Source organism: Streptomyces sp. DvalAA-43 (assembly GCF_900091725.1).
GTDB classification, from domain to species: Bacteria; Actinomycetota; Actinomycetes; order Streptomycetales; family Streptomycetaceae; genus Streptomyces; species Streptomyces pulveraceus.
This window is the reverse complement of sequence record NZ_FMBW01000071.1, coordinates 230,563-249,841: the sequence shown is the minus strand read 5'-3', so window position 1 is coordinate 249,841 and position 19,279 is coordinate 230,563. Positions and strand designations below refer to the sequence as shown.

Genomic DNA, 19,279 nt, shown 5'->3' with positions numbered 1-19,279 from the left:
GTGACTCACGGCATTTTGTGACAGAACGATCCCATGGGGCGATGATGGGGAGGGGCTGCGGCGCCGGGGGGACGGGGAGTGTCGCGTGCGATCGGCCGCTGCCCGGTTCGTGTGCGCTTCGCGCGTGCCGCATGGGCGGGGCCGCGTGCCGGCCGTAGGGTCGGGGATCCGCAGTCGGCGCCGGGGGTGTGCACGATAGTTGAGTCTCCTCGACTCAGGTCTGTTGACAGTGGGGCAGGCGTCATGCATCCTTGAGTCAGATCCACTCAAGTAGTCAAGCTGGAGGAACTGAAATGGCACGTGCGGTCGGCATCGACCTGGGCACGACTAACTCCGTCGTCAGCGTTCTCGAAGGCGGCGAGCCCACCGTCATCACCAACGCAGAGGGCGCCAGGACCACGCCGTCCGTCGTCGCCTTCGCGAAGAACGGCGAGGTGCTGGTCGGCGAGGTCGCCAAGCGCCAGGCAGTGACCAACGTCGACAGGACCATCCGCTCGGTCAAGCGCCACATGGGCACTGACTGGAAGATCGACCTGGACGGCAAGAGCTTCAACCCGCAGCAGATGAGCGCCTTCATCCTGCAGAAGCTGAAGCGCGACGCCGAGTCGTACCTGGGCGAGAAGGTGACCGACGCGGTCATCACCGTCCCCGCGTACTTCAACGACTCCGAGCGTCAGGCGACGAAGGAGGCCGGCGAGATCGCGGGCCTGAACGTCCTGCGTATCGTCAACGAGCCGACCGCCGCCGCGCTGGCGTACGGGCTCGACAAGGACGACCAGACGATCCTCGTCTTCGACCTCGGTGGCGGCACCTTCGACGTGTCGCTCCTGGAGATCGGTGACGGCGTCGTCGAGGTGAAGGCCACCAACGGTGACAACCACCTCGGTGGTGACGACTGGGACCAGCGCGTCGTCGACTACCTGGTGAAGCAGTTCGCCAACGGGCACGGCGTGGACCTGTCCAAGGACAAGATGGCTCTCCAGCGTCTGCGCGAGGCCGCGGAGAAGGCGAAGATCGAGCTCTCGTCCTCGACGGAGACCACGATCAACCTGCCCTACATCACGGCGTCCGCCGAGGGCCCGCTGCACCTGGACGAGAAGCTCACGCGCTCGCAGTTCCAGCAGCTCACGGCCGACCTCCTGGACCGCTGCAAGAGCCCGTTCCACAACGTCATCAAGGACGCGGGCATCCAGCTCTCCGAGATCGACCACGTCGTTCTCGTCGGTGGCTCCACCCGTATGCCGGCCGTCGCCGAGCTCGTCAAGGAGCTGACCGGTGGCCAGGAGGCCAACAAGGGTGTGAACCCGGACGAGGTCGTCGCCATCGGCGCCTCGCTCCAGGCCGGTGTCCTCAAGGGCGAGGTCAAGGACGTCCTGCTCCTCGACGTCACCCCGCTGTCCCTCGGTATCGAGACCAAGGGCGGCATCATGACGAAGCTCATCGAGCGCAACACCACGATCCCGACCAAGCGCTCCGAGATCTTCACGACGGCCGAGGACAACCAGCCGTCCGTGCAGATCCAGGTCTACCAGGGCGAGCGCGAGATCGCGGCGTACAACAAGAAGCTCGGCATGTTCGAGCTGACCGGCCTGCCGCCGGCCCCGCGTGGCGTCCCGCAGATCGAGGTCGCGTTCGACATCGACGCGAACGGCATCATGCACGTCGCCGCCAAGGACCTCGGCACCGGCAAGGAGCAGAAGATGACCGTCACCGGCGGCTCCTCGCTGCCGAAGGACGAGGTCAACCGGATGCGTGAGGAGGCCGAGCAGTACGCGGAGGAGGACCACCGCCGCCGCGAGGCCGCCGAGTCGCGCAACCAGGGCGAGCAGCTCGTCTACCAGACGGAGAAGTTCCTCAAGGACAACGAGGACAAGGTCCCCGGTGACGTGAAGACGGAGGTGGAGACCGCGCTCACCGAGCTGAAGGAGAAGCTCAAGGGCGAGGACACCGCCGAGATCCGTACCGCCACCGAGAAGGTCGCGGCCGTCTCGCAGAAGCTCGGCCAGGCGATGTACGCCAACGCCCAGGCCGACGGCGGCCCGCAGGGCGACCCGCAGCCGGGCGCCCAGGCCAAGGCCGATGACGATGTCGTCGACGCCGAGATCGTGGACGACGAGAAGGACACCAAGGGCGGTGCGGTGTGACCGAGGAGACTCCGGGCTTCGAGGAGAAGCCCGACGTCCCCTCCGGCGCCACCCCTGACGGAGCTGAGCCGAAGGACGCCGCCTCCTCTTCGGAGGAGGGGGCGCCCCCGGCCGGGGACGGAGTACAGACAGTCGGTCTGACCGCGCAGCTGGACCAGGTCCGCACCGCGCTCAACGAGCGCACGGGCGACCTCCAGCGGCTCCAGGCCGAGTACCAGAACTACCGCCGCCGCGTCGAGCGGGACCGGGCCACGGTCAAGGAGATCGCTGTCGCGGGTCTCCTGTCCGAGCTTCTGCCCGTGCTCGACGACGTCGGCCGCGCCCGGGATCACGGCGAGCTCGTGGGCGGGTTCAAGTCGGTGGCCGAGTCTCTTGAGACGGTCGTCGCCAAGCTGGGCCTGCAGCAGTTCGGCAAGGAGGGCGAGCCCTTCGACCCGACGATCCACGAAGCCCTGATGCACTCGTACGCGCCGGACGTCACCGAGACGACCTGCGTGGCGATCCTGCAGCCGGGGTATCGGATCGGCGAGCGCACCATCCGCCCCGCGCGGGTGGCCGTGGCCGAACCGCAGCCGGGGGCGACGCCGGCCGCAGCCCAGGAAGAGAAGGCAAACGACGAGGAGAGCGGTGGCACCGAGGAGGTCTGACATCCCGTCTGACCACCTCGCGGCCCACCGCCCGGCCATGCGACCGGCCCACGGGCCGGTCGCATGGCCGATCGTCCGGAAGGAGGGACGTCGATGAGCACGAAGGACTTCGTCGAGAAGGACTACTACAAGGTCCTCGGCGTCCCCAAGGACGCCACCGACGCCGAGATCAAGAAGGCGTACCGGAAGCTCGCCCGCGAGTTCCACCCCGACGCCAACAAGGGCGACGACAAGGCCGAGGAGCGCTTCAAGGAGATCTCCGAGGCGAACGACGTCCTCGGTGACAGCAAGAAGCGCAAGGAGTACGACGAGGCACGCGCCCTCTTCGGCAACGGCGGCTTCAGGGCCGGACCCGGCGGCGCGGGAGGCAACTTCAACTTCGACCTGGGCGACCTCTTCGGCGGCACCCAGGGCGGGGGCCAGGGCGGCGGCGCCGGCGGTTTCGGCGGCGGCGGTCTGGGCGATGTCTTCGGCGGCCTGTTCAACCGGGGCGGTACGGGGACGCGGGTGCAGCCGCGCCGCGGCCAGGACATCGAGTCCGAGGTGACGCTCAGCTTCACCGAGGCGGTCGACGGGGCCACGGTCCCGCTGCGGATGTCCAGCCAGGCGCCCTGCAAGGCGTGTTCCGGCACCGGTGACAAGAACGGCACCCCCAGGGTCTGCCCGACCTGTCTCGGCACCGGCCAGGTCTCGCGCGGCACCGGCGGCGGCTTCTCGCTCACCGACCCCTGCGTGGACTGCAAGGGCCGGGGCCTCATCGCCCAGGACCCCTGCGACGTCTGCAAGGGCAGCGGACGGGCGAAGTCCTCCCGGACCATGCAGGTCCGGATCCCGGCGGGCGTCTCGGACGGCCAGCGGATCCGGCTGCGCGGCAAGGGCGGTCCGGGCGAGCGCGGTGGACCGGCCGGCGATCTCTACGTCGTGGTCCATGTCGACGCCCACCCGGTCTTCGGCCGCAAGGGCGACAACCTCACGGTCACCGTGCCCGTCGACTTCACGGAGGCGGCGCTCGGCGGCGAGGTGAAGGTCCCCACGCTCGGCGGCCCGCCGGTCACCCTGAAACTCCCCGCGGGCACCCCCAACGGACGCACGATGCGCGCCCGCGGCAAGGGCGCCGTACGCAAGGACGGCACCCGGGGCGACCTGCTGGTCACCGTCGAGGTGGCGGTGCCCAGGGACCTCGGCACCGAGGCCAGGGACGCGCTGGAGGCCTACCGGAAGGCGACCGCGGGCCACGACCCGCGGGCGGAACTGTTCCAGGCGGCGAAGGGAGCTTGAGGTGGACGGCCGACGACGTAATCCGTACGAACTGACCGATGAATCCCCGGTGTACGTGATCTCGATCGCGGCCCAGCTCTCGGGCCTGCATCCGCAGACGCTGCGCCAGTACGACCGCCTCGGCCTGGTCTCGCCGGACCGTACGGCCGGGCGCGGCAGGCGCTACTCGGCCCGTGACATCGAGCTGCTGCGCACCGTGCAGCAGCTGTCGCAGGACGAGGGCATCAACCTCGCCGGCATCAAGCGCATCATCGAGCTGGAGAACCAGGTCGCCGCGCTCCAGCAGCGCGTCGCCGAGCTCTCGGCGGCCGTGGACGGCGCGGCCCAGGCGATGCAGCAGCGCGAGGCCCAGGTGCACGCCTCGTACCGGCGCGATCTGGTGCCGTACCAGGACGTGCAGCAGACCAGCGCGCTGGTGGTCTGGCGGCCGAAGCGGCCGAAGGACTGAGCGGACCGGGCGACCGGGCCGGGCGCGGCTGCGCCCGGTGGACCGCCCGCCCGCACGGCCGAAGGGCCGGGAAGCCGACGTACGAGTCGGTCTCCCGGCCCTTCGGCGTGTGCCGGGGTGCCGTGGGCTCCGGCCGTGCACTCTTCGCCGCGCGCCGGGGAGCGGTTGCCGTGGGCCCCGTTCTACGCGTACGCGAACGGCCGGGTCCCTCAGTTCTGTTCCTCGTCCAGGATCCCCGACCGTGCGATCAAGTAGCCGAGCTGGGCACGGCTGTTGCTGCCGAGTGCGGCGGCGAGTTTGGCGACGTGGGCCCGGCAGGTGCGGACGTTCATGCCGAGGCGGCGGGCGATGGAGTCGTCCACATGGCCTTCCACGAGGAGCTGGGCGATGGAGCGCTGGACGCCGCTGATGCCCAGGGAGGTCGGTTCGTACTTGACCTCCTCGCGCAGGGGAGCCGCTCTGGTCCAGAGCTGCTCGAAGACGTTGGCCAGGTACTGCACGAGCCCGGGGTTGCGGAGTTCCAGGGCGACCTGGTCGTCGTCGCTGGCCGGGATGAAGGCGACGGTCCGGTCGAACACGATCAGGCGGCCGATGAGCTCTTCGAGCGTGCGTATTTCCACGTTGTCGTCGGTCATGCGTTCCGCGTACGCGAGTGTGCTGGGGCTGTGGCGCGCGGTGTGCTGGTAGAGGGTGCGCATGCTGACGCCGCGGTGGATCACGGACAGACCGCGTTCCAGCGACTTGCTGAGACGGTGCTCGGTCCGGCCGCCGCCGGGCTGGACGGTGAGCACTTCGGTGCGGCACTCTGCGGTGGCGAGGTCGAGGGCCGCGTTGATCCGGTTCGCGCCTTCCAGCACGGTGATGGCGTGGGTGCTGGGCGGCCCCAGGGTGCTGATGTCCATGAACGGCTCGAACGACTCCGTCAGTTCGACCGAGTGCCGGCGCCGTTCCAGGATCTCGCGCTCTATGGGATGCAGATGTTGCGCGAGAGCGGTGGTCGGCGGAACGGGCCGGAGCCAGTCCGGGTCGTCCGGATCGGGATGCAGTAGCGCGAACTCCATCAGACAGGGCGCCGGTTCCACTTCGGCGCGGGCGATGCGTCCCAGACGCAAAGCGCTGGCGTAAAGACGTCCTCCCGCGTCGCACAGTTCGGTGATCCCGTGAGGATGTGTCGGCTTTGTGTTGCTTGTGGTCATATCGTCACCCCCCAGGTTCCTGAACATGCAGGAACATGATGCATCTACTCAGTGGTGCTCGCGTGCCCAGGTGAGACATCGTCTTAGGTGCGGGGAAGAAGAAACCACAAGTGAGGACGAAGCCGACTATGTATAAGCGAATGCATCGCTCGGCGCTTGCCGTCTCGTTCGTCGCGGCCCTGGGCATCGGGCTGCTGGGCGGCAGCGACATTGGCTGGAGCGAGGACGGTGTCGCCGGCGGTGACATCGGGTGGGTTGTCCAGGCCGGGGCCGATGGTGACATCGGGTGGCCGGTCGCACCTGCCAAGTCGTCCGACATCGGGTGGGTCGTCCAGGCCGGGGCCGATGGTGACATCGGGTGGCCGGTCGCATCTGCCAAGCCGTTGGACATCGGCTGGCCGGCCGCACACGCCAAGTCGTCCGACATCGGCTGGGTCTCGCCCGCCGGTACCAGCTCCACCACGGCCCGCACAGGCGCATGACCATCCCGCCGGACGACCGGACCTTCCGGCGAGAGATGGCCACGGCCTACCGATCAGGCTGGCATTTCATCGATCTCGTCACTGCCATCCCCCACTGTGGCGACTCGTTGATGGTCACTCTGTTCGGCGACCCCATCGTTGTCGCACGCGAAGAAGACGACGAAGTACGTGCCTACCGTTGCCTCCGCAAGCCGCGTGGAGCCCCGCAGCCCGTCCGCTGTGCGATCCGGTACGACATGATCTTCGTCAACCTCGACCGGCGTGACCACCAGCTGTTCGAGCCAGAGACTATTTCCGCCACCCCCCGCAGTGCCTGAGCGATCCCCCGTCGTTCCATGTCGCTCAGTCACTCCCCCACACAACGGCGCCATCGTGACCTGAACACGATGGCGCCGTTGTGCTTTTCCCGGCCGGGCGGCCGTCCGCCGGGCGCGGTCCGCGGGGCCGGTCAGGCCCTGCCGAGCGCCCGGTCCACGGCGATCTCGATGACGACCCGGTCGGGGTTGGGCCTCGGCGTGCGCTCGTAGCGTTCCGCGTAGCGGCGTACGGCGTCGGCCACCGATTCGGGGTCCGTGCGCACCGTCGCGCGCCCCTCCAGCGTCGCCCAGCGGCGCCCGTCGATCTGGCAGACGGCGACCCGTGCACCGTCCGGGCCCGCTGCCAGCACATTTGCGGCCTTCCGGGTGTTCTTGCCGGTGATGACCCGCGCCAGCCCGCTCTCGGGGTCGTACGTCACGCCCACCGGCACCACGTGCGGAGTGCCGTCGGGGCGGGGCGTGGTCAGGGTGCACACATGCCGCGCACGCCAGAAGGCGAGGTACTCGGGGCCGGGGTTCGTCACGTCGACTGCCATGGGGACAGCGTAGGCAGTGCGGGCGCGGCACCGGCTCCGCGGTGGCCCGCGCTGCGGTGGTCCGTGCGCGTCGGTCCGTGCTGCGGTGGCGGAGGGCCGGTGCGGCCGGTTCACTCGAAGCTGTGGAGCGAGTCGGGGCGAGTCGAGGAGCGACGCCGAGCGGCGGAATCGGGGTCGGGGTGCGAGGGGACAGCTGCCGACATCAAGTTGAGCGGAGTGGACTCAACATTGCCTTGAGTGGAGTAGACTCAACTTTACGCACGTTGACTGAGTCACTGCTGTGGTTCGTGGAGAGGTACGTCACCGCAAGGAGGAGAAAGCGCACGTGGACGCCGAGCTGACCAACAAGAGCCGGGATGCCATCAACGCGGCCACCAACAGGGCCGTGAAGGACGGGCACGCCGATCTGACCCCCGGGCACCTGCTGCTTGCGCTGCTCGCGGGCGAGGACAACGAGAACATCACCGATCTGCTCGCCGCCGTCGAGGCCGACCAGATCGCCGTACGGACCGGGACCGAGCGGCTCCTCGCCGCCCAGCCCAGCGTCACGGGCTCCACCGTCGCCCCGCCGCAGCCCAACCGCGAGCTGCTCGCCGTCATCGCGGACGCCGCGCAGCGCGCGAAGGAGCTCGGCGACGACTACATCTCCACCGAGCACCTGCTGATCGGCATCGCCGCCGAGGGCGGCCGGGCCGGTGAGATCCTCAGTGGGCAGGGGGCCAGTGCGAAGAAGCTGCTGGACGCGTTCGAGAAGAGCAGGGGAGGGCGACGGGTGACCACACCCGACCCGGAGGGCCAGTACAAGGCGCTGGAGAAGTTCGGTACGGACTTCACCGCGGCCGCACGCGAGGGCAAGCTCGACCCGGTCATCGGGCGCGACCAGGAGATCCGTCGCGTCGTCCAGGTGCTGTCCCGCCGCACCAAGAACAACCCCGTGCTCATCGGCGAGCCCGGCGTCGGCAAGACGGCCGTCGTCGAGGGCCTCGCCCAGCGCATCGTCAAGGGCGACGTCCCCGAGTCCCTGAAGAACAAGCGGCTCGTCTCGCTCGACCTCGGCGCGATGGTCGCGGGCGCCAAGTACCGCGGCGAGTTCGAGGAGCGGCTGAAGACCGTCCTCTCCGAGATCAAGGAGAGCGACGGGCAGATCATCACCTTCATCGACGAGCTGCACACCGTCGTGGGCGCGGGCGCCGGCGGCGACTCCGCCATGGACGCCGGCAACATGCTCAAGCCGATGCTGGCCCGCGGCGAGCTCCGCATGGTCGGCGCGACGACGCTCGACGAGTACCGCGAGCGGATCGAGAAGGACCCCGCCCTGGAGCGCCGCTTCCAGCAGGTGCTGGTGGCCGAGCCGAGCGTCGAGGACACCATCGCGATCCTGCGCGGGCTCAAGGGCCGGTACGAGGCCCACCACAAGGTCTCCATCGCGGACTCCGCGCTGGTGGCCGCCGCGACCCTGTCCGACCGCTACATCACCTCCCGCTTCCTCCCCGACAAGGCCATCGACCTGGTCGACGAGGCGGCCTCCCGGCTGCGCATGGAGATCGACTCCTCGCCGGTCGAGATCGACGAGCTCCAGCGGGCCGTCGACCGCCTCCACATGGAGGAGCTGGCCCTCAAGAACGAGACCGACCCCGGCTCCCGGCAGCGCCTGGAGAAGCTCCGCCGCGACCTCGCGGACAAGGAGGAGGAGCTGCGCGGCCTCAACGCCCGCTGGGAGAAGGAGAAGCAGGGCCTCAACCGCGTCGGTGAGCTGAAGGAGCGCCTCGACGAGCTGCACGGCCAGGCCGAACGCGCCCAGCGCGACGGCGACTTCGACACCGCCTCCAAGCTGCTGTACGGGGAGATCCCCGGCCTGGAACGGGAGTTGGCCGAGGCGTCCGAGGCCGAGCAGGAGGCGGCCAAGGACACGATGGTCAAGGAGGAGGTCGGCCCGGACGACATCGCCGATGTCGTCGGCTCCTGGACCGGCATCCCCGCCGGACGCCTGCTGGAGGGCGAGACCCAGAAGCTGCTGCGCATGGAGGACGAGCTCGGCAGGCGCCTCATCGGGCAGAGCGAGGCCGTGCGGGCGGTGTCGGACGCGGTACGCCGTACCCGCGCCGGGATCGCCGACCCCGACCGGCCCACCGGCTCGTTCCTCTTCCTCGGGCCGACCGGTGTCGGCAAGACCGAGCTGGCGAAGGCGCTGGCCGACTTCCTGTTCGACGACGAGCGGGCCATGGTCCGCATCGACATGAGCGAGTACGGCGAGAAGCACAGCGTGGCGCGGCTCGTCGGCGCTCCGCCCGGATACGTCGGCTACGAGGAGGGCGGCCAGCTCACCGAGGCGGTCCGCCGCCGCCCGTACAGCGTCGTGCTGCTGGACGAGGTCGAGAAGGCCCACCCCGAGGTCTTCGACATCCTGCTCCAGGTGCTCGACGACGGCCGGCTCACCGACGGACAGGGCCGGACGGTGGACTTCCGCAACACCATCCTGATCCTGACCTCCAACCTCGGCAGCCAGTTCCTGGTCGACCCCCTGACCAAGCCCGAGGAGAAGAAGCAGCAGGTCCTGCAGGTCGTCCGGGCCTCCTTCAAGCCGGAATTCCTCAACCGGCTCGACGACCTGGTGGTCTTCTCCGCGCTGTCCGGCGACGAGCTCGCCCATATCGCGGGGCTCCAGATCGACCGGCTGGCGGGGCGGCTCGCGGACCGGCAGCTCACCCTCGACGTCACCCCGGCCGCCCTGGCCTGGCTTGCCGAGGAGGGCAACGACCCGGCCTACGGGGCGCGGCCGCTGCGCCGCCTCATCCAGACGGCGATCGGCGACCGGCTGGCGAAGGAGATCCTCGCGGGCGAGGTCAAGGACGGGGACACCGTCCGGGTCGACCGGGTCGGCGACGGCCTGCTCGTCGGCCCCGCGACGTCGGACGCGACGTCGGCCGAAGCCTCGGAAGGGACTTCGGACGGGACCTCGGACGGGACCTCGGACGAGTCCTTGTAGACGGCACATCGCCTGCTCCACGTCGGTCCCCGGCCCTCCGGCCGGGGACCGACGTCGTTGCGAGGCGCGAGGCACTGCGGGGACGGAGAGGCGCCACAGGGACGGCGAGGCATTCCAGTGATTTCGGGAGAAAGGGAAAACATTCGCCGCCACCGGTGATCCACTGTTCAACATCGAAATCGCGCCAAACGCCTCGCTCGGCACCGAGGGGCGGCACCCCCGGGACCGCTTTCGCCACGGGCCGCATCACCCGCCTCTGACAAGGGACTTCCACCCGGGTACGGGCGGCGTCCGCCCAGGGGTGTGCAAATAATCAGGACACCTCACGGCGTCGGTCGCGGCCCGCTCGCGAGCAGGTTTGGGGGCCGAATTCGGCAGTGGGTAGCGTGCCCGCATGAACGAGCGGATAGGCGATGAGATGAATCCTGGGTCCGAGAAGACCGGATCCGACAATCTCTTTCACCTCGGCGAATTCCGTACCCTTTGGACTGCCTATGCCCAGTCGGTCCTGGGCGACCAACTGGCGCGCGTGGCCTTGTCGTTGCTCGTGTTCGAACGCACCGACTCGCCGGGATGGACCGCGGCGACCTATGCGCTGACCACCCTGCCCGCTCTGCTGTCCGGGGTGCTCCTGTCCGGGCTGGCGGATCGTTTCCCCCGGCGTACGGTCATGATCAGCTGCGACCTGGTGCGGATGGTGCTGGTCGGGCTGATGGCCCTGCCCGGGATGCCCCTGCCGCTGCTCGCCGGACTGCTGGTGCTGGCGCAGCTGGCCGAGGCGCCCTTCGGCGCCGCCCAGGGCGCGCTGCTGCCCACGGTGCTCGGCGCACAGCGGTACGAACGCGGCCAGCGGGTCATGCAGATCACCCACCAGACCGGACAGCTGGTCGGTTTCGCCGGCGGAGGTCTGCTGGCCGCGTGGCTGGGAAGCAACCTCTCCCTGGGCGTGAACGCGCTGACCTTCCTGCTCTCGGCGACCCTGATCAGGTTCGGCGTGAAGGCCCGTCCCTCGGCTACCGCCGACGCCCGCAAGCCGCGGCTCGGCGCCCAGGTCGGGGGCGCGGCCGCGCTGATCTGGTCGGACCGCAGGCTCCGGTCGCTGCTCGCGCTGGGCTGGCTCGCCGGGTTCGTCGTCCTGCCGGAAGGGCTCGCGGCCCCGTTCGCGGACGAGGCCGGCGGCGGCGCCTACTCGGTGGGACTCCTGCTCGCCTCGCATCCGGCGGGAATGGTGCTGGGAGCGGCCGTGCTGGGGCGGGCCAAGGTCGGTGACGAGTCGCGGCGCCGCCTGCTCGGGCCGCTGGCGATCGGGGCGAATCTGCCGCTGCTCGCCTACTGGCTCGACCCCAGCGTGGGCGCGGCCATGTTCCTGCTGCTGGTGGCCGGAGTGTGCTCGGCCTACCAGATCACCGCCGGGGCCACCTTCGTGCTCCTGACCCCGGTCGACCGGCGCGGCCAGGCGCTGGGGCTCGCCAGGTCGGGGGTGACCGCCATGCAGGGGGCCGGTGTCGCCCTGGGCGGTGTGGCGACGGAGCTGTCCGGCTCGTCGGCGAACACCATCGGGGCGTCCGGACTCCTCGGCGTGCTGTGCGCGATCTTCGCCGCCGTCGCCTGGGGACGGGCCCGGGGAGCCGATGCGCAGATGATTCCCCGGAGGGCGTAGACCCCCTGGCGGCGAAACGCGGCTAGGGTCGTCGGCAGGAAACCACGTGCGATCCACAGGAGTACCCAGCGATGTCTATCGATCCGTCCTCGATTCCGAATTTCGGGGGCCAGCCCGAACCGCAGGCGGCAGGACCCGAGGGCCCCGTTGTCCCTGACCAGGATCTGGTCAAGCAGCTTCTCGACCAGATGGAGCTGAAGTACGTCCTCGACGACGAGGGCGACCTCGCGGCGCCGTGGGAGGAGTTCCGGACGTACTTCATGTTCCGGGGCGAGGACGAGCAGCAGGTCTTCTCGGTCCGTACGTTCTACGACCGCCCGCACGCCGCGGACCAGCGCCCGGTCCTCCTCGACGCGATCGACGACTGGAACCGCCGCACCCTGTGGCCCAAGGTCTACACGCACACCCACGAGCCCGAGGAGGGCTCCGAGGACACCGAGGTCTCGGTGCGCCTCATCGGCGAGGCGCAGATGCTCATCGGTACGGGCGTCAGCCTGGAGCACTTCGTCTCGTCGACGGTCAGCTGGGTGCGCGCCTCGATCGAGTTCGACAAGTGGCTCCAGGAGCGTCTGGGCCTGGCCCCGGCCGAGGAGAAGACGGACGGCGAGGACCCGGCCCCTTCGGAGGCCTGAGTCCCGTACGCCGGTGAACGCCCGCCCCGGGGCGACGGTCCTCGCGACCGCCGCCCCGGGGCGGCGTCGGTTCAGGGCGCCAGACGCCGCAGACGGCCGACCGCGTCGTGGAGGACGTCGTCGCGCTTGCAGAAGGTGAAGCGGACCTGGCTGCGGCCGGCGTCGGGGTCGTCGTAGAAGACGGAGTTGGGGATGGCGACGACGCCGCAGCGTTCGGGGAGCGCGCGGCAGAAGGCGTAGGCGTCCTTCTCGCCGAAGGAGGTGATGTCGGTGGTGATGAAGTACGTGCCCTGCGGCTGGTGGACCTCGAACCCGGCCGCGCGCAGGCCGTCGCCCAGCAGGTCGCGCTTGCGGCGGAGGTCGGTGCGGAGGCTGTCGAAGTAGCTGTCCGGGAGGCGCAGCGCTTCGGCGATCGCGTACTGGAACGGGCCCGCGCTGACGTAGGTCAGGTACTGCTTGGCGGTCCGGACGGCGGCGACGAGCGGGGCGGCCGCGGTGACCCAGCCGACCTTCCAGCCGGTGTACGAGAAGGTCTTGCCGGCGGACGAGATGGAGACCGTGCGGTCGCGCATGCCGGGCAGGGAGGCCAGGGGGATGTGTTCGCCCTCGAAGACCAGGTGCTCGTAGACCTCGTCGGTGACCACCAGGAGGTCGTGCTCCACCGCGAGTGCGGCGATCGTGGACAGTTCCTCGCGGGTGAGGACCATGCCCGTCGGGTTGTGCGGGCTGTTCAGCAGCAGCAGCCGGGTACGGGGCGTGACCGCGTCCCGGAGGGCGTCCAGGTCCGGGCGGAAGTCCGGGGCGCGGAGGGTCAGCGGGACGCGGACGCCGCCCGCCATGGCGATGCAGGCGGCGTAGGAGTCGTAATAGGGCTCGAAGGCGATGACCTCGTCGCCCGGCTCCAGCAGGGCGAGCATCGCGGCGGCGATGGCCTCGGTGGCTCCGGCGGTGACCAGGACCTCCGTGTCGGGGTCGAAGGCCAGGCCGCGGAAGCGCCGCTGGTGGTCGGCGATCGCGGTGCGCAGTTCGGGGATGCCGGGGCCCGGCGGGTACTGGTTGCCGTGCCCGTCGCGCAGGGCCCGGACGGCGGCTTCCCGGATCTCTTCGGGGCCGTCGGTGTCGGGGAAGCCCTGGCCGAGGTTGATGGAGCCGGTCCGTACGGCAAGCGCCGACATCTCCGCGAAGATCGTCGTGCCGAACTCGGCGAGGCGGCGGTTGAGCAGCGGTCGTCCCTGTGTCATGGCTGCCATCCTGCGCGGAAGCTCTGGAGTTGCTCAAGTCTGCTTTGGCCGTTCGGGGGCGGGGGCATCCCCCACACACGCAGGAAGCGCAAGGAAGCGGGGGGCCTCGCTTCGGGGGATGGAAGGACGTGAGGTCGGTGAAGGTCTTCATAGGTGTGGCGATCGCGGTCGTTCTGGTCGCGCTGCTCGTCTCGGTCCGGGTGAAGTCCGCGAGCAGGTCGAAGGCGGGCAGGCGCCGGGTGGGGCGGGGGACCACCGGGGGCGACGCCGCGGGGGGCGGCTGGTGGGCGGGCGGCGGTGACGGCGGCGGCTCGTCCTGCGGAAGCGGCGGGCACTCCGGCGGCCACTCCGGAGGCCATTCGTGCGGGGGTGGCCACTCCTCGTGCGGCGGTGGTTCCTCGTGCGGCGGCGGTGGCGGATGCGGCGGGGGAAGCTGACCGGGACGGCTGGTTCCGGTGGTGCCCGGCGGGTGAACTCCCGCCGGGCACCTTTTTGTTGGGGCTTTTTGCGCGTTGTAGTTGAACAGATGATCAGAGAGGCCCCCGAGGGGATGGAAACCACGGCAAGTTGGGTAAAAACGCTGTGGATGCGACTTATTCGTGGTTCCCTCGGTGGAGAGAACATCCAGCCCTCGGACCCCAGTTGGACCTGATCGGGCGCTACCCACCTCCCACGTGCACGACGTCGGGGGGCGTCCCCTGTCCATGTGTCCATGCTTGCTTGCGGAGCCGACCCATGCTCACGACCCTCCAGACGGCTTATTCCGACACCCGCGCTGCCGACCTGGCCTGGGCGCTGGGGCGTGAACCGCTCCCCGCCCTGGCCGTGCTCGACCTCGATCTCGCGGGTGCCAGGCTGCAGCTGCGCCTGCTCGGCGCCTCCCACCAGGTGCTCCTCGAAGAGGAGCGCGGCACCTGCTCCGAAACCGTCGCCTGCATCCCCGGCAGCAGCACGCCGCTTCCACTCGGTGTCTCCAAGCGGCTCGGGGAGTGGGAGTACGAATTCGCGGCGCGCGTCGAGACGCTCTCGGAGGGCTCGTTCGCGGGGCGCGCGCAGGAACTCCTCGCGCTGGTGGCCGACCATCCCCACGGACTGGCCGGGACGTTCCCGGGCAGCCCGCACGCCTTCACCGCCATGCTCGCCCAGCGGACCGAGGGCCAGGTGCGGTGGCGCACCTGGCACGCGTACCCGCAGGAGGGGCAGTTGGTGGTGACGCGCACCCGGGTGGGAGTGCGGATGCCGGCGGCGGCAGCGCTCTGAGAAGCCCCAACTCCGTTGTGAGCACGCCACTTACACCCTTGTGGGTGACAGGCTGCCACGCTGTCGTGACGTAGCGTTCGCACCATGATCGACCAGCAGGTATTGCTGCGAGGGGGCGCGGCGTGTCTTCCCGTACGGCCGAGGACCGGCCGGTATCTCGTGCTGGCCGCGGTCTTCGTCTGTGCCGCCTGCGGTCTGGTGTACGAGCTCGAACTGGTGGCGCTCGCCTCCTACTTGATCGGTGATTCCGTCACCCAGGCATCGGTCGTGCTCTCCGTGATGGTGTTCGCGATGGGGGTCGGGTCGCTTCTCGCGAAACGTTTACGCAGCCGTGCCGCAGTGGGGTTCGGACTGATCGAGGCGGCGCTGGCGCTCGTCGGCGGTTCCTCGGCGCTGGTGCTGTACGCGACGTTCGCCTGGATCGGGGAGTCGCGGTACGCCCTGGTCGGGTTCTCGCTCACGATCGGCATCCTGATCGGTGCGGAGATCCCGCTGCTGATGACCTTGATCCAGCGCGTCGACCGGCAGGACGCGGGCGGTGCCGTCGCGGATCTCTTCGCCGCCGATTACGTGGGCGCGCTGGTCGGCGGGCTGGCGTTCCCGTTCCTGCTGCTGCCAATGCTCGGGCAGCTCTCCGGGGCGCTGTTCACCGGCGCGGTCAACGCGGCGGCGGGCGGGGCGCTGGTGCTGTGCGTGTTCCGGCGGGATCTCACCCCGCGCTCCCGCTGCCTGCTGATCCTGTGCAACGTGACGGTGATCGCCGTGCTGGCCGTCGCCGGTGCGCTGGTCGACGACTTCGAGCGGGCGGCGCGGCGCGCGGTGTACGGGGACGGGGTGCGGGTCGCGGTGCAGACCGAGGTCCAGGAGGTGGTGCTCACGGGGGCGGGCCGCAGCTCCCTGGACCTGTATCTGGACGGGCGGCTGCGGGTCAGCGCGCGCGATGAGTACCGCTACCACGAGGCGCTGGTGCACCCGGCGATGAACGGGCCGCACGCCCATGTCCTGATCCTGGGCGGCGGTGACGGCCTCGCCGCCCGGGAGGTGCTGCGCTATCCGGACGTACGCGGGGTCACCGTGGTCGAGCTGGACGGGGGCGTCACCCGGTTGGCCCGTACCGACCGGGCGCTCTCGGAGCTGAACGGCCACGCGTACCGGGACCCGCGGCTGACGGCCGTCACCGCGGACGCCTTCAACTGGCTGCGGGCCGCCCACGGCCGCTACGACGTGGTGATCTCCGATCTGCCCGATCCGGGGATCTCCACCAGCACCAAGCTCTACTCGGCGGAGTTCTACGGCCTGGTCGCCGAGTCGCTCGCGCCCGGCGGCCGGCTGGTGGTGCACGGGGGCCCGCCGCTGTCCCGGCCGCGTACGTTCTGGACGGTCGAGGCGTCGATGCGGGCGGCGGGGCTGCGGACCCGCCCCTACCGGATGAGCGGCCGGCTCTCCGATTCCGCGGCCGGTCCCGACCGGGCCACGCACCAGGCGCACACCGCGCACGGCTGGGGCTTCGTCCTCGCCGGTCCGGGGAAGCGGCCGCCGCTCGGCCTCGCCGCGAAGGCGCCGCCGCTGCGGTCGATGACGCGGGCCGCCCTGGTGGACGCCGGGCGGGAGACGGAGCGGACCCGGCTGCGGGGGCTGCCGCCCTCGACGCTGGTGCATCCGCGGTACTGGGAGGACCGCTGAGCGGGGGCGGGCCCTCCGGCGCGGGGCTGGGCGCGGGGAGGGGCCTCCGGCGCGGGGAGCCGGGTGTTGTGGTCCGGGTGTGCCCGGTGGCTTCGCGGAGCGGAACCGCTGACGTGACGGCCGGGGCTGAGTAGGCTCGGTTTCCATGGAGCATGAGGTGTTCGTTCCGGTTCCGGTCCCGTCCCTGAGGCGGACGCTGGGTGACCCCGCCCGTGTCGCGCGCTGTGTGCCGGGGCTTCAGCAGGACGCCGACGCGTCCGCGGGCCCGCTGTCCGGCCGGCTCAGGATCCGGGTCGACGGCCACACGATCACGTACCGCGGCGCGCTGAGACTCACCGGCGCCCCGCAGGACGGGCCGGAGGGCGCGCGCGGGGAAGCGGTCCTGGTGAGCGGCGAGGGCGCCGAGGCCCGGGGCAGCGGCTCGGCGAAGCTGAGCCTGACGATCGGCCTGACCGAGCGGGACGGCGGGACGGTGATCGGGTTCGCGGGCACGGCGAGCGGTGACGGCCGGTTCCTGGAGCTGGACGCGGCGGCGGCGCTCGCGGCGGCCCACCGGCTGCTGGACCGCTTCGCCCAGCAACTGGTGACGGAGACGCTGGCGGGCGGTGAGGAGCCCGGCGAGGAGGCCGGTGGCGGGATCGACGGGGAGAGCGGCGGGGCGGCCGGTGAAGGGGCCGGTGCGGTGCTCGGCGAGACCGAGCGGTCCGTCGGGGAAGCCGTGGAGCAGGCCATCGAGGAGGCGGCCGAGGAGGCCGACACGACCGGCGCGGCCACCGCTGCCGACGACACCCCGCCCACCCATGACGCCGCGGCGGACGAGGCGCCCTCCGCGGCGAGGCCCGAGGAGCCCTCCACGGGCGAGCAGGGAGAGCCGGGAGAGGCGGGCGAGCAGGAAGAGTCCGGGAATCCGCCGGGTACCGGCTCCGTATTCGACGCGCCCGTGCCCCCGCCGTCGCTCGACCCGGTCGCCGAGGTGGAGTTCACCGTGCCCGACGGCCCCCCGGCGGAGGCCGCGCACGCCAGGCGGACCATGATCGGCCGCAGCGCCGAGGAGGTCGACCACGCGCCGCCGCGCGGCCGGTACGCGCCCGTTCCGTCACCCGATTCGACCACTGCGGGCGCCACGCTTCGCTGGGTCGCCCCGGCCGCCGCGCTCGCGCTGGCGTCCGCGGTGGTGGTGACCCGGGCACTGCGGCGGCGGCGCTGAGGGCTGTCCCGTGATCCCTGGCGGTCGCGCCAGTAATCTCGGTCGGGTGAGTAGCAGCGAGAAGGACGTCCGGCTGTCCGTCGGCGACGCAGAGTTGACCGTGAATCCCGCCAACGGCTGTCGCATCGACAGCCTGCGGATCGGTGGTACCGAGCTGTTGCGGCAGGGGGAGCGGTACGGCTGCTTCCCGATGGTGCCGTGGTGCGGGCGCACCGGGAACGGGCTGTTCCACAACGGCGACGTCCCGCACCGGCTGCCGCTGAACGCCCCGCCGCACGCCATCCACGGCACCGGCCGGGACACCACCTGGCATACCGCCCGGCTGGGTGAGCGGGAGGCCTCGTTCTACTACGACCTCGCCGACCCCTGGCCGTATCCCGGCCGGGTGACCCAGACCTTCGAGCTGGCCGAGGATTCGCTGACGCTCGCCTTCGGCATCGAGACGTACGGGGACTCGTTCCCGGCGCAGGCCGGCTGGCACCCCTGGTTCCTGCGCAACCTCGGCGGCGGTGGCAAGGACGTGGAGGTGGCCTTTGACGCGGCCTGGCAGGAGGAGCGGGGCGAGGACCATCTGCCGACCGGCCGTCGCATCCCGCCCCTGGCCGGTCCCTGGGACGACTGCTTCGGGATGCCGGACGGGGTCGGGGTGACACTCACCTGGCCGGAGCAGCTGGAGCTGACCGTGAAGAGCCGGGCCGAGTGGGTCGTGATCTACGACGAGCAGGACGAGGCGGTCTGCGTGGAGCCGCAGTCCGGCCCGCCGAACGGTCTGAACACCGCGCCGCGCTACGTCACCCCGATCGACCCGCTGGAGATCTCGACGACATGGAGCTGGCGCCGGCTGTGATCCCGGCACCGGAGTCGGCGAAAGTTGATGTGAGACGCGCGGCTTAAGCTCGTAGCCATGACTGACGTACGTGCTGAGCTGCTCCAGCAGATCAAGGACAAGGCCGTGGTACACGGCAAGGTGACCCTCTCCTCGGGTCTTGAGGCCGACTGGTACATCGACCTGCGCCGCATCACGCTGGACGGCAAGGCCGCTCCGATGGTCGGTCAGGTCATGCTCGACGCCACCGCCGAGCTGGACTACGACTGCGTGGGCGGGCTGACGCTGGGCGCCGACCCGGTCGCCACCTCGATGCTGCACGCCTCCGCCGCGCGCGGGCAGGAGCTGGACGCGTTCGTCGTCCGCAAGGCGCAGAAGGCGCACGGGATGCAGCGCCGCATCGAGGGCACGGAGGTGAAGGGCCGCCGCTGTCTGGTGGTCGAGGACACCTCGACCACGGGCGGTTCGCCGCTGACGGCCGTCGAGGCGGTCCGCGAGGCCGGTGGCGAGGTCGTGGCCGTGGCCGTGATCGTGGAGCGCGGTGCGGCTCCGGCCATCGCCGAGGCCGGTCTCCCGTATGTCCACGTCTACTCGGTGGCCGATCTCGACCTGGCCTGACATCCGGTGTGACCTGCGGTTTCTTCCGGGGGCGGGCTGTTTCACGTGAAACGGCCCGCCCCTTCGGCATGCCCGCGCTCCGTGCGCCGGAGCGTTGGAGCGCAGGGCCAGGTGGAGC

Annotated in this window: 17 protein-coding genes and 1 pseudogene; 15 read left to right on the top strand and 3 right to left on the bottom strand. The window is 70.6% G+C overall.

Annotation, left to right across the window (positions count from 1 at the left end):
- Window positions 1–293 precede the first annotated feature (293 nt).
- From dnaK to GA0115234_RS29330, 4 genes are all read left to right on the top strand, one after another.
- Complete coding sequence (gene dnaK / locus GA0115234_RS29345) at window positions 294–2,144, top strand: molecular chaperone DnaK (protein ID WP_093547718.1); 1,851 nt, start codon at window positions 294–296, stop codon at window positions 2,142–2,144.
- Complete coding sequence (gene grpE, locus GA0115234_RS29340) at window positions 2,141–2,791, top strand: nucleotide exchange factor GrpE (protein WP_093547716.1); 651 nt, start codon at window positions 2,141–2,143, stop codon at window positions 2,789–2,791. The genes dnaK and grpE overlap by 4 nt, the downstream gene beginning before the upstream one ends.
- Window positions 2,792–2,884: 93 nt before the next feature.
- Window positions 2,885–4,069 (top strand): molecular chaperone DnaJ, encoded by a 1,185-nt coding sequence (gene dnaJ, locus GA0115234_RS29335; RefSeq protein WP_093547714.1) that lies wholly within the window; start codon window positions 2,885–2,887, stop codon window positions 4,067–4,069.
- Between the two features lies 1 nt (window position 4,070).
- Window positions 4,071–4,517 (top strand): heat shock protein transcriptional repressor HspR, encoded by a 447-nt coding sequence (locus GA0115234_RS29330; RefSeq protein ID WP_072487850.1) that lies wholly within the window; start codon window positions 4,071–4,073, stop codon window positions 4,515–4,517.
- Window positions 4,518–4,726: 209 nt separating this feature from the next.
- Here GA0115234_RS29330 and GA0115234_RS29325 read toward each other — a convergent pair whose 3' ends face one another.
- Complete coding sequence (locus tag GA0115234_RS29325; protein WP_370804596.1) at window positions 4,727–5,713, bottom strand: helix-turn-helix transcriptional regulator; 987 nt, start codon at window positions 5,711–5,713, stop codon at window positions 4,727–4,729.
- Window positions 5,714–5,841: 128 nt separating this feature from the next.
- Here GA0115234_RS29325 and GA0115234_RS29320 point away from each other — a divergent pair, with 128 nt between their 5' ends.
- Complete coding sequence (locus tag GA0115234_RS29320; protein WP_141718499.1) at window positions 5,842–6,195, top strand: hypothetical protein; 354 nt, start codon at window positions 5,842–5,844, stop codon at window positions 6,193–6,195.
- A complete protein-coding gene (locus GA0115234_RS29315; RefSeq protein WP_072487853.1) occupies window positions 6,192–6,512 on the top strand; it encodes a (2Fe-2S)-binding protein in 321 nt (106 codons plus the stop codon). The genes GA0115234_RS29320 and GA0115234_RS29315 overlap by 4 nt, the downstream gene beginning before the upstream one ends.
- 131 nt (window positions 6,513–6,643) lie before the next feature.
- On the opposite strand, the gene GA0115234_RS29310 is transcribed toward GA0115234_RS29315, so the two are convergent.
- On the bottom strand, window positions 6,644–7,048 hold the full coding sequence (locus GA0115234_RS29310) for a pyridoxamine 5'-phosphate oxidase family protein (RefSeq protein WP_093547708.1): 405 nt from the start codon (window positions 7,046–7,048) through the stop codon (window positions 6,644–6,646).
- Between the two features lie 325 nt (window positions 7,049–7,373).
- On the opposite strand from GA0115234_RS29310, the pseudogene clpB reads away from it, so the two are divergent.
- The 3 genes and pseudogenes from clpB to GA0115234_RS29295 all read left to right on the top strand — a co-directional run.
- Window positions 7,374–9,956: pseudogene (clpB, locus tag GA0115234_RS29305) on the top strand (ATP-dependent chaperone ClpB); the annotation flags it as partial.
- Between the two features lie 472 nt (window positions 9,957–10,428).
- Window positions 10,429–11,694 carry an MFS transporter gene (locus GA0115234_RS29300; protein ID WP_107405823.1) on the top strand — a complete coding sequence of 422 codons (1,266 nt, stop codon included), beginning with the start codon at window positions 10,429–10,431 and terminating at the stop codon, window positions 11,692–11,694.
- Window positions 11,695–11,765: 71 nt separating this feature from the next.
- A complete protein-coding gene (locus GA0115234_RS29295; RefSeq protein WP_093547704.1) occupies window positions 11,766–12,326 on the top strand; it encodes a YbjN domain-containing protein in 561 nt (186 codons plus the stop codon).
- Window positions 12,327–12,397: 71 nt separating this feature from the next.
- Here GA0115234_RS29295 and GA0115234_RS29290 read toward each other — a convergent pair whose 3' ends face one another.
- Window positions 12,398–13,576, bottom strand: a complete 1,179-nt coding sequence (locus tag GA0115234_RS29290) for a pyridoxal phosphate-dependent aminotransferase (RefSeq protein WP_093547702.1) — start codon at window positions 13,574–13,576, stop codon at window positions 12,398–12,400.
- 128 nt (window positions 13,577–13,704) lie between these two features.
- Between GA0115234_RS29290 and GA0115234_RS29285 the strand changes: the two genes are divergently transcribed.
- From GA0115234_RS29285 to pyrE, 6 genes are all read left to right on the top strand, one after another.
- Entirely contained in the window at window positions 13,705–14,004 is a 300-nt protein-coding gene (locus GA0115234_RS29285) for a hypothetical protein (protein ID WP_176729304.1), read from the top strand.
- 298 nt (window positions 14,005–14,302) lie between these two features.
- A complete protein-coding gene (locus GA0115234_RS29280) occupies window positions 14,303–14,827 on the top strand; it encodes a DUF2617 family protein (RefSeq protein WP_093547698.1) in 525 nt (174 codons plus the stop codon).
- A gap of 84 nt (window positions 14,828–14,911) precedes the next feature.
- Entirely contained in the window at window positions 14,912–16,510 is a 1,599-nt protein-coding gene (locus tag GA0115234_RS29275) for a polyamine aminopropyltransferase (protein ID WP_093547696.1), read from the top strand.
- 145 nt (window positions 16,511–16,655) lie between these two features.
- Window positions 16,656–17,717, top strand: a complete 1,062-nt coding sequence (locus tag GA0115234_RS29270; protein ID WP_202554257.1) for a hypothetical protein — start codon at window positions 16,656–16,658, stop codon at window positions 17,715–17,717.
- Window positions 17,718–17,763: 46 nt separating this feature from the next.
- Window positions 17,764–18,564: an aldose epimerase family protein gene (locus tag GA0115234_RS29265; protein ID WP_093547694.1), complete on the top strand. Its 801-nt coding sequence runs from the start codon at window positions 17,764–17,766 to the stop codon at window positions 18,562–18,564.
- 57 nt (window positions 18,565–18,621) lie between these two features.
- Entirely contained in the window at window positions 18,622–19,161 is a 540-nt protein-coding gene (gene pyrE, locus GA0115234_RS29260) for an orotate phosphoribosyltransferase (protein WP_093547692.1), read from the top strand.
- Window positions 19,162–19,279: the final 118 nt, after the last annotated feature.

Bases quoted from the DNA above. Each gene is read 5' to 3' on its own strand.
- dnaK (WP_093547718.1), top strand. From the start codon at position 294: ATGGCACGTGCGGTCGGCATCGACCTGGGCACGACTAACTCCGTCGTC.
- dnaJ (WP_093547714.1), top strand. From the start codon at position 2,885: ATGAGCACGAAGGACTTCGTCGAGAAGGACTACTACAAGGTCCTCGGC.
- GA0115234_RS29325 (WP_370804596.1), bottom strand. From the start codon at position 5,713: ATGACCACAAGCAACACAAAGCCGACACATCCTCACGGGATCACCGAA.
- GA0115234_RS29320 (WP_141718499.1), top strand. From the start codon at position 5,842: ATGTATAAGCGAATGCATCGCTCGGCGCTTGCCGTCTCGTTCGTCGCG.
- GA0115234_RS29315 (WP_072487853.1), top strand. From the start codon at position 6,192: ATGACCATCCCGCCGGACGACCGGACCTTCCGGCGAGAGATGGCCACG.
- GA0115234_RS29310 (WP_093547708.1), bottom strand. From the start codon at position 7,048: ATGGCAGTCGACGTGACGAACCCCGGCCCCGAGTACCTCGCCTTCTGG.
- GA0115234_RS29300 (WP_107405823.1), top strand. From the start codon at position 10,429: ATGAACGAGCGGATAGGCGATGAGATGAATCCTGGGTCCGAGAAGACC.
- GA0115234_RS29295 (WP_093547704.1), top strand. From the start codon at position 11,766: ATGTCTATCGATCCGTCCTCGATTCCGAATTTCGGGGGCCAGCCCGAA.
- GA0115234_RS29290 (WP_093547702.1), bottom strand. From the start codon at position 13,576: ATGGCAGCCATGACACAGGGACGACCGCTGCTCAACCGCCGCCTCGCC.
- GA0115234_RS29280 (WP_093547698.1), top strand. From the start codon at position 14,303: ATGCTCACGACCCTCCAGACGGCTTATTCCGACACCCGCGCTGCCGAC.
- GA0115234_RS29275 (WP_093547696.1), top strand. From the start codon at position 14,912: ATGATCGACCAGCAGGTATTGCTGCGAGGGGGCGCGGCGTGTCTTCCC.
- GA0115234_RS29270 (WP_202554257.1), top strand. From the start codon at position 16,656: ATGGAGCATGAGGTGTTCGTTCCGGTTCCGGTCCCGTCCCTGAGGCGG.
- pyrE (WP_093547692.1), top strand. From the start codon at position 18,622: ATGACTGACGTACGTGCTGAGCTGCTCCAGCAGATCAAGGACAAGGCC.